This is a genomic window from Kocuria sp. UBA1838 (assembly GCF_002338785.1).
Lineage (GTDB): Bacteria > Actinomycetota > Actinomycetes > Actinomycetales > Micrococcaceae > Kocuria > Kocuria marina.
Map to the genome: position 1 here is coordinate 2459 of NZ_DDIY01000007.1, position 8647 is coordinate 11105.

Consider the following 8647-nt stretch of genomic DNA (forward strand, 5'->3'; position numbering starts at 1 on the left):
CACCAGAAACCCGCCCGTACCGGGGTCCAGCAACCCGGGCGGGCCCGCAGAAAGGATCCTTTCCCATGCGTCGACTTCCCCTCACCCTCGCCGGTCTCGCCATCCTGGTGACCGCCACCGCCTGCTCCGCCGGTTCCGATTCCGCGGACCACTCCGCCCACGAGGGCCACGAGACCAGCGCGACCTCCAGCGCGACGAGCCAGGCGACGTCGTCCTCCGCGAGTGGCACGCCCAGTGCGAGCCAGGGCGGGCACGAGCACATGCACGCCATGGACGGTGGCCCCGCCCCGGAGGGCATCACCGCCGCGGAGAAGCCCACCTACCCGGTGGGCACGCAGGTCACGCTGACCGCCGACCACATGGAGGGCATGAAGGGCGCCCCGGCCACTGTGGTGGGCGCTTACAAGACCGTGGCCTACGCCGTGAACTACACCCCCACGGACGGCGGACCCGAGGTCACCAACCACAAGTGGGTCGTCCAGGAGGAACTCCAGGGTGCCGGTTCCGAGCGCCTCGCGGACGGGACCGAGGTCACCATCGAGGCGGACCACATGCCCGGCATGAAGGGCGCCACGGGCACCGTTGCCTCCTCAACCACCCAGACGGTCTACATGGTGGACTACGAGGCGGACGGCATGACCATGACCAACCACAAGTGGGTCGTGGAGAAGGAGATGAAGCCCCGCGGCTGATTTCACCGCACCAAGCGTCATCTCCCGCCAACCTGCATGTTTTCGAATACTCTTGGCTTCATCTCCTCCGCTGCCGCGGATTCGGAGCGTGTCCATCCCCCCAGACACACGGAGCGCCCTCGTGAGCCCTGAACACCCGTCCGTCCTCGTTGCGGACGACGACCCCGACATTCGCGACCTCGTGGTCTTCAAACTGCAGCAGGCGGGATACGAGGTCCGGGCGGTGGAGGATGGCACCGCTGCGCTGAGCGCGCTGGAGGACGGCATCCCAGACGTCGTGGTGCTGGACGTCATGATGCCCGGTCTCAGCGGACTGGACGTGCTGCGCCAGATCCGTGCCACCGAGGCTCTGAAACACCTCAAAGTGGTCCTGCTGACCGCCCGGGCCAGGGACGCGGACGTGGACGACGGGTACAACACCGGTGCGGACGAGTACGTCACCAAGCCCTTCAGCCCCCGTGAGCTGCTGCACCGTGTGAACAGCCTCCTCGGCCGGGGGCGGTGACCCGCAGTGGCGACCCCCACGGTGGTCTCCGCGCAGCTGCTGTCCTGGGTGCTGTGGGTTCTGGTATGGGCCGCGGCTCTGCTCCTCGCGACCGTCCTGGGAACGCGTGCAGGCCGGCAGTGGCGTGAACGCCGGGACGCGAAGCTGCTCGGTGAGTTGCGCCCCGCAATGCTCGAGGTCGCGTCCGGTGAGGACGACGACGCCTCCGCCCTGCGCCGCCTGACCGCGGTGCCCCGGCGCCGCGTACCGGTGGTGGACCGCGCCGTCTCCGCGATGCTCTCCAAGGTCAGGGGGGAGCCCGCCCGTGCTCTGGCCAGGGTGCTCGACGCCCACGGACGCGCCGAGTGGGCCATCACGGGGCTCTCCTCCCACAGCGCGGTGCGCCGTGCCCACGCTGCCTGGACCCTCGGGCTGATGCGCGCTCGCGAGTCCGCGCCCCGGATCCTGCCCCTGCTCCAGGACCGTTCCGTGGACGTGGTGGTTGCCGCCGCCCGTGCCCTGGCGCTGCTCGGCGACGGCTCCGCCGCCCGCGCCGTGCTGCGCGCGGTGGCCCCGCGGCGTCGTCCCCGCGGACTGCCCAGCTGGGTGGCCGTGGAGTCCCTGTGCGCCTTCGACGACGCAGCGGCACCCGTGATCGAGGAGGCCACCCTGCACCCGGACCCGGCGGTGCGCCATGTGGCGGCAACTGTGATCGGAGTGCGCCCCGTGCCAGGTGCCGCTCCCGTCGTGCGTGAGCGCCTGGCACAGGAGACCGACCCCCGGGCCCTCACCGCCTTCGTCGGCGCCCTGGGATGGGTGGGGGGAGCGCAGGACCTCGCCGTCCTGTCCGAGCTCGCCCGCCACCGGGACGAGAGCGTGGCGCTCGCCGCCGTGGAGTCCCTCGAACGGCTGGGTCTGCCCGCCTCCGTGGCGGCCCTGGGCCCCCTGGTCGAGGACACCCGGCCCCGGTTGGCGGAGCGGGCCGCGGTGGCTCTCACCGAACTGGGCCCTGCCGGGCGGGAGCGGCTGCTGGGCGCCCTGGACGGGGACACCCCTGCCGTGCACCCCGCCCACTACGCGCTCCAGCTGAGCGCCATGAGAGGAGGCGGCCGTGGAGTGGCTTGAGCTGCTGCGCGGCGCTGTGGCCGGGATCCTGGCGTTCATTGCGGTGCCGGTGCTGATCTACTTCCTGCTGATCAACACGTCCTACCTGGTGATGATCGTCCTGGCGGCGGTGGACTTCGTGGCCTACCGCCGCCGGATCCCGTTCGCGGGGCGGGAGGAGCTGATGCACTCCCGCACCATGCCCGGCATCAGCGTGGTGGCACCCATGCACAACGAGGAGGTCGGCATCCGCGTGGCCGTGGAGTCCTTTCTGTCGCTGCAGCACCCGCGCCACGAGGTGATCGTGGTGGACGACGGCAGCACCGACAATGGTTTCGAGGTGCTGCGCCGGGCCTTCGACCTGGTGCCGGTGTCCCGGCAGATGCCCGAGGACGTTCCGGTGCGGGAGGCACCGACCAGCATTCACGTCCCGCGGGACGGGCGGACCCGGCTGACCGTGGTGCACAAGCGCAACTCGGGCCGCTCCGACTCCATCAACGTGGGCATCAACCTGGCCCGCGAGGACCTGGTGCTGTTCGTGGACTCGGACTCCATCCTGGACCCCGGGGCGCTGCTGACGGTGTCCCGGCCCTTCATCGAGGACCCGATCTCCACGGTCGCCGCCGGGGGAGTGATCCGCGCCGTCAACGGGTGCCGCGTGAAGGGCGGCCGTGTCCTGGAGGTGCGCATGCCGGGCACGCCGCTCGCGGACATCCAGGTGATGGAGTACCTGCGAGCCTTCCACCTGGGACGCGCAGGCTGGTCCCGGATCAACGCGCTGCTGCTGATCAGCGGCGCGTTCGGTGTCTTCCGCCGGGATGCCCTCGTGGCGGTGGGAGGTCTGGACGCCTCGAGCATCGGTGAGGACTTCGAACTGGTGATGCGTCTGCACCGGACCTTCCGCAGGCAGCGCCGGCCCTACCGCGTCACCTTTCTCACGGAGCCCATCTGCTGGACGGAGGTCCCCAGCACCCTGCCCGTGCTGCGGCGGCAGCGGGCGCGCTGGCACCGGGGTCTGTGGGAGACCCTGTGGGCCTACCGGGACATGCTGTTCAACCCCCGCTACGGCCGGCTGGGTCTCGTGGCGGTTCCGTACTACTGGCTCTTCGAGCTGATCGCCCCGCTGCTGGAACTCGCCGGGCTGGTACTGATCGCCCTGGGCTTCGCGCTGGGACTCGTGTCCTGGCAGTACTTCCTGTTGTTCATGCTCGTGGCCTACGCGTACGCGATCATCGTGACCCTCGCGGCCGTGACGATCGAGGAGCTGAGCTACCACAAGTACCCCCGCTGGCGGGACCTGGGCATCACGCTGGGCGCGGTGGTCCTGGAGAACCTGGGCTACCGCCAGCTCACGGCGTGGTGGCGCATGGAGGGCTGGGTGGCCTCCCTGCTGGGGCGCCGCCAGCAGTGGGGCACCATGACCCGTTCGGGTTTCACGGAGGTGGACGGATGAGCGCCCGCTTCCCGGCAGTGACCCGCGTGCGGGACGGTGTCCGCCACCGCGGGGTGCGCGCCATCCTCCTGCAGGTGCTCGCCCTGTTGTGCCTCGCACTGCTCTTCACCGGCGCCACCGCACTGTGGGGACTGCACACGGTGCAGCTGAACGTGGCCGCCACGCGCACCACCATCACACCCCTGATGGATGCCACGCACCAGGTGGAGGCCACGCTGCTGCGCGCCCAGACGGCCGCGCGGGGCTACTCGGTCAGCGGAGACCAGGCTTTCGCGCGGGAGTACGCTAAGGCCACTGCGGACCTCACTGCAGCCCAGGACGTCCTGGGTGAGGTGGCGGCCGGGCGGCTGCCGCAGCTGCGGTCCTTGAACGAGTCCGTGGACACCTGGCTCGGTCTCACCCGGGAACCAGGGAGGGACACCCCGCGGAGATCTCTGGACCTGCCCACTACGACATCCGCCATGGACCGGGCCCTCGGCACACTGGAGGACGTCCGGGCGGACGCCTCCCGCCTGCGGGAGCAGCGCAGAGCGGATCTGAACCGGTCCATGACCCTGGCCGCGGCCGCCGTGGTGACTGCCGCGATGCTGTCGATCGCGGTGGCGTTCCTCGCCCTGGGCCGCGCGGACCGCGCCCTCGGGGCGCCGCTGCTCGCGCTGCAGTGCACGGTTGCGAGGCAGCGCGCGGGCGACCACGACGCCGTCGCGGACACCTCCCACGGCGCTGCGGAGGTGGTGGATCTCGCCGCGTCCTTCAACGCCTTCACCCGCGAGGCCCGGGACGTGGTGGAGCAGCGGGAGCGCACCCTGGAGCAGCTCACGGAGCTCAACCGCCAGAAATCCGTGTTCGTCTCCACCACCAACCACGAGCTGCGAACCCCGCTCACGTCCATCAGCGGCTATGTGGAGATGCTCCAGGACGGGGACTTCGGCAGTGTCGGCCCGGAACAGGCCCGCGTGCTGGAAGTGGTGCGGCGCAACACGGAACGGCTGCGGCTGCTGATCGAGGACCTGCTGCTGATCAACAAGCTGGACCAGGACCAGGAGAACCGCTCGGCGCGCCACCGTGTGCTGGACCTCGCGGAGTGCGTGTCCGGGGTGGTCACCAATCTCGTTCCCCAGGCCGCGGCGGGCGAGGTGACCGTCCACGTGGACACGGACGGTTCGTGGCCCGTGTTCGGGGACCGGGACCGTCTGGAGCGGGCCGTCACCAACGTGGTGGGTAACGCCATCAAGTTCACCCCGCCCCACGGTGCCGTCTCGCTGACGCTGGAAGGCACGCCCGATGGCACGGGAGTCCGCCTGACGTGCACGGACACCGGGATGGGCATTCCCGAGAAAGAGGTGGGGTCCCTCTTCACGAGCTTCACCCGGGCCTCCAACGCCACGGCCCAGCAGGTGCCCGGAACGGGACTGGGGCTCGTGATCATGCGCACCATCGTGGAGCAGCACGGGGGGTCCGTGGCCCTGGAGTCGGTGGAGGGGGAAGGCACCACCGTCACGCTGAATCTCCCCCTGGCGACCCAGCGGAGCGAACCGGTGCAGCGGGTCGTGGCTACCGATGCTCCGTGATGCTCTCCTGAATGAGAATTGTTCGCAACCATGAGGTTCCGTGAAGGCTCGCACCTCGCTCCGCTCCCTCAAGCAGATCCCCGGCTCGCAGGTGGTCCGCCGCCGGGGCAAGACCGACGTGATCAACAGGAAGAATCGGCGCATGAAGGCTCGTTAGGGCTGAGCCGCGCGCGGGGCGCCCCCGGGAGCCGGTTCGTGCGGCGTCGGCGATCACCGTGGGGTGCGTAAATTACTCCTGGGCTGCCCCATGTGACGAGCAACCGGGGGTAGCGTCCGCTGGGGGCGAATCCTTGCTGTGGCAAACGTTTGTGCATGCCACCATGGCGACATGGCTACTACCGATTCCACCAGCACCCAAATTCAGCTCGTCTCCCGCCCCGAGGGGTGGCCCGAGCACGAGAACTTCCGCACCGTCACCGTGGACCTGCCGGAGCTGCAGGACGGAGAGGTGCGCGTGCGCAACGAGTTCATGTCCGTGGACCCGTACATGCGCGGGCGCATGCGGGACGAGAAGAGCTACGTCCCGCCGTTCGCCCTGAACGAGACCATGACCGGCGGCGCCATCGGCCGCGTGGTCGAGTCCCGCTCCGAGGACCTGCCCGAGGGCACCCCCGTGCTGCACCAGTACGGCTGGCGCGACCTCGCCCAGGGATCTGCCAAGGAGTTCACCAAGGTCGAGGAGCTGCCCAACGCCGAGCTGTCCGTGTACCTGGGCGTGCTGGGCATGACAGGGATGACTGCGTACACCGGGCTCACCCGCATCGCCGGGCTGAAGGAGGGGGACCGCGTGTTCGTCTCCGGTGCCGCCGGCGCCGTGGGCTCCATCGCGGGTCAGATCGCCAAGCTGCTGGGCGCCTCCTACGTGATCGGTTCCGCCGGCTCGGACGAGAAGGCCCGGATGCTCACCGAGAAGTACGGCTTCGACAAGGTGCTCAACTACAAGGATGCCCCCATCCGTGAGCAGCTGGCCGATGCTGTGGGTGAGGATGGCGTGGACGTGTACTACGACAACGTGGGCGGCGACCACCTGGAGGCGGCTCTGGACGTGCTCAACCGTCACGGCCGTGTGGCCGTGTGCGGCGCGATCAGCCAGTACAACTCCACCGAGCGCCCCTGCGGCCCGGACAACATGGGCAACATCATCAAGAACTCCCTCATGCTGGAGGGCTTCACCATGGGTGACCACACTGACGTCGCCCAGGAGTACCGCCAGCGGATGGGTGAGTGGTTCACCTCCGGCAAGGTCACCCACGATGAGACCGTGGTGGAGGGCATCGACCACGCCGTGGACGCGTTCCTGGACATGATGAAGGGCGCGAACAAGGGCAAGATGGTCGTCAAGATCTGAGTGACGTCCTCGCCGCGTGGCTGCGCGGCACTGTGACCGTCGTCGAGGAACCGCTCCGCTGCTCTGCGTGGCGGTTCCTCTCCATATCATGGCCGCGTCCGAGCTGCTCGCCCGGCGCCCCCACGAGAGGAAACCGTGCCCCGACACCCTCTGCCGCATCGCGTGAGACCCGTGCAGATGCTGCGCGCGCTGCATGCTGAACCCGGTCTCGCGGCGCTGCTCGGGGACTGGATGCACGGGGACGCGGTGATCGGCATCCGGCCCGCGCGCGTGCTCGGTGCGGACGAGGACCCGTTCGCCGCTCTGGGCTCCGCGGACGACGACGATCCTCCCGCCGTGGCGCGCGCCGCCCCGCCCAGCACGGGCGGGAACCGGCACGATCTCTGCGCTCTGGCTCGCCCCTGCGCCGAGCCACCCGCCGCCGATCCCGCCCGCTTCGGCGGCGGGTGGCTCGGCTACCTGGGGTACCAGCTCTCGCGTCGCCTGGAGTCGCTCCCGCCCGCACCTCCGCACTCGGGCGGTCTGCCGGAGCACCACCTGGCGCGCTACGACCACGTCCTGGTGCACGACAGCGCGGCGGACCGCTGGTTCTGTGAGTCCCTGCCCGGTGCGGACCCTGCCCGGGTGGCCGAGACGATGGCGGCGGTGGAGCGGGCGCTCGGGGCCGGCCCGGCGTCCTCGTCCGGGGCGTCCGCGCCGCGCTCGTACCGGTGCGGGCCGTTCGAAGCCGCCGTGACCGGCGCGGCCCACGCCAAGGCGGTGCGGCGCGCGCTGGCGCACATCCGGGACGGGGACATCTTCCAGGCGAACATCTGCCGAGAGCTCACAGCGGCATTCGACGGTGACCCACTGGACCTGTTCTGCGCCGGGTACGAGCGGCTGCGGCCGCGTTTCGCCGGGTTCTTGCGCGTGCCGGGCGGCGCGGTGGCCAGCTTCTCGCCCGAGCTCTACCTGCGTCGGACGGGCACCGCCGTGCTCACGTCCCCGATCAAGGGCACCGCGCCCGCGGACTCGGACCCCCGCGAGCTGCACGCCTCCGCCAAGAATCGCGCGGAGAACGTGATGATCGTGGACCTCATGCGCAACGACCTCTCCCGCGTGTGCGTCCCCGGCTCCGTGCTGAGCCCCGCCGTGCCGCGTGTGGAGCCGCACACGGGCGTCCACCACCTGGTCGCGGATGTCCACGGCACGCTGCGCCCCGGGCTCGACGACGCCGCCCTCCTGCGCTCCACGTTCCCGCCCGGTTCGTGCACGGGGGCGCCGAAGGTCAGGGCCACCGAGATCATCAACGCCCTGGAGACCACCGCGCGGGGCGTCTACACCGGTGGGATCGGGTACGCGAGTCCCGTGGCGGGGCTGGCCATGAACGTGGCCATCCGTACGTTCGAGTTCTCGGGCGCCACGGTGCGCCTGGGTGTGGGCGGCGGGATCGTCGCTGACTCGGACCCGGACGGGGAGGCGTTCGAGACCCTCGTGAAGGCCGCCCCGCTGCTGGATGCGGTCGGCGCCCGCTTCGGGCCCGAGCTGTCCCGGGAGTGGCGTGAGCACGCGGAGTCCTCGGAGGTGGCGACCCCGGCGTGCGTGGGAGGCAGTGGGGCACCGTCGCGCGCGGCAGCCTCGCTGCGGGACGCGCCCGTGATCCGCTCGACCCCCGACCCCTCCCTGGGGGTCTTCACCACGATGCTCGTCCGCGAGGGGCGCCCCGAGCAGCTGGTGGAGCACCTGGCAAGGCTCGGGAGCAGCGTGCGGGCGTGCTTCTCCCATGAGCTGCCGGGCGCGCTCGCAGAGCAGGTCCGCCAGCGTGCCGCCGGATTGGATGGCCCGCACCGGCTGCGGGTCACGGCAGTTCCGGACGCTGGGAGTCTGTGTCTCGAGATGACCCACGCCCCGCTGAACCCTCCCGGCGCGGCCCCTCCCGTGGATCCGTGGGTGCTGCACCCGGTGGTGGTGCCCGGCGGGTGGGGCCGCCACAAGTGGGCGGACCGCCGCGCCCTG

General features: G+C 70.6%; 8 protein-coding genes. All 8 read left to right on the forward strand.

The features are described 5' to 3' along the window. Positions 1–65 precede the first annotated feature (65 nt). Entirely contained in the window at positions 66–692 is a 627-nt protein-coding gene (locus tag B3I25_RS04420; RefSeq protein ID WP_064845462.1) for a YdhK family protein, read from the forward strand. Between the two features lie 121 nt (positions 693–813). Then, the gene (locus B3I25_RS04425) at positions 814–1197 is read left to right on the forward strand and encodes a response regulator transcription factor (RefSeq protein ID WP_098055578.1); all 384 of its coding nucleotides are present in this window, start codon (positions 814–816) and stop codon (positions 1195–1197) included. Between the two features lie 6 nt (positions 1198–1203). After that, positions 1204–2301 (forward strand): HEAT repeat domain-containing protein, encoded by a 1098-nt coding sequence (locus B3I25_RS04430; protein WP_286737967.1) that lies wholly within the window; start codon positions 1204–1206, stop codon positions 2299–2301. Continuing rightward, positions 2288–3733, forward strand: a complete 1446-nt coding sequence (locus B3I25_RS04435; RefSeq protein WP_286737969.1) for a glycosyltransferase family 2 protein — start codon at positions 2288–2290, stop codon at positions 3731–3733. Before B3I25_RS04430 ends, B3I25_RS04435 begins: the two co-directional genes overlap by 14 nt. Continuing rightward, positions 3730–5304: an ATP-binding protein gene (locus tag B3I25_RS04440; RefSeq protein WP_286737971.1), complete on the forward strand. Its 1575-nt coding sequence runs from the start codon at positions 3730–3732 to the stop codon at positions 5302–5304. Before B3I25_RS04435 ends, B3I25_RS04440 begins: the two co-directional genes overlap by 4 nt. Positions 5305–5344: 40 nt before the next feature. Then, positions 5345–5461, forward strand: coding sequence for a ribosomal protein bL36 (locus B3I25_RS04445; RefSeq protein ID WP_064845457.1), 117 nt, complete (start codon positions 5345–5347; stop codon positions 5459–5461). Positions 5462–5632: 171 nt separating this feature from the next. Continuing rightward, on the forward strand, positions 5633–6652 hold the full coding sequence (locus B3I25_RS04450) for an NADP-dependent oxidoreductase (RefSeq protein WP_064845456.1): 1020 nt from the start codon (positions 5633–5635) through the stop codon (positions 6650–6652). Between the two features lie 177 nt (positions 6653–6829). Continuing rightward, positions 6830–8647: bifunctional anthranilate synthase component I family protein/class IV aminotransferase (locus B3I25_RS04455; RefSeq protein WP_286737973.1), on the forward strand; the 1818-nt coding region annotated here is incomplete at its 3' end.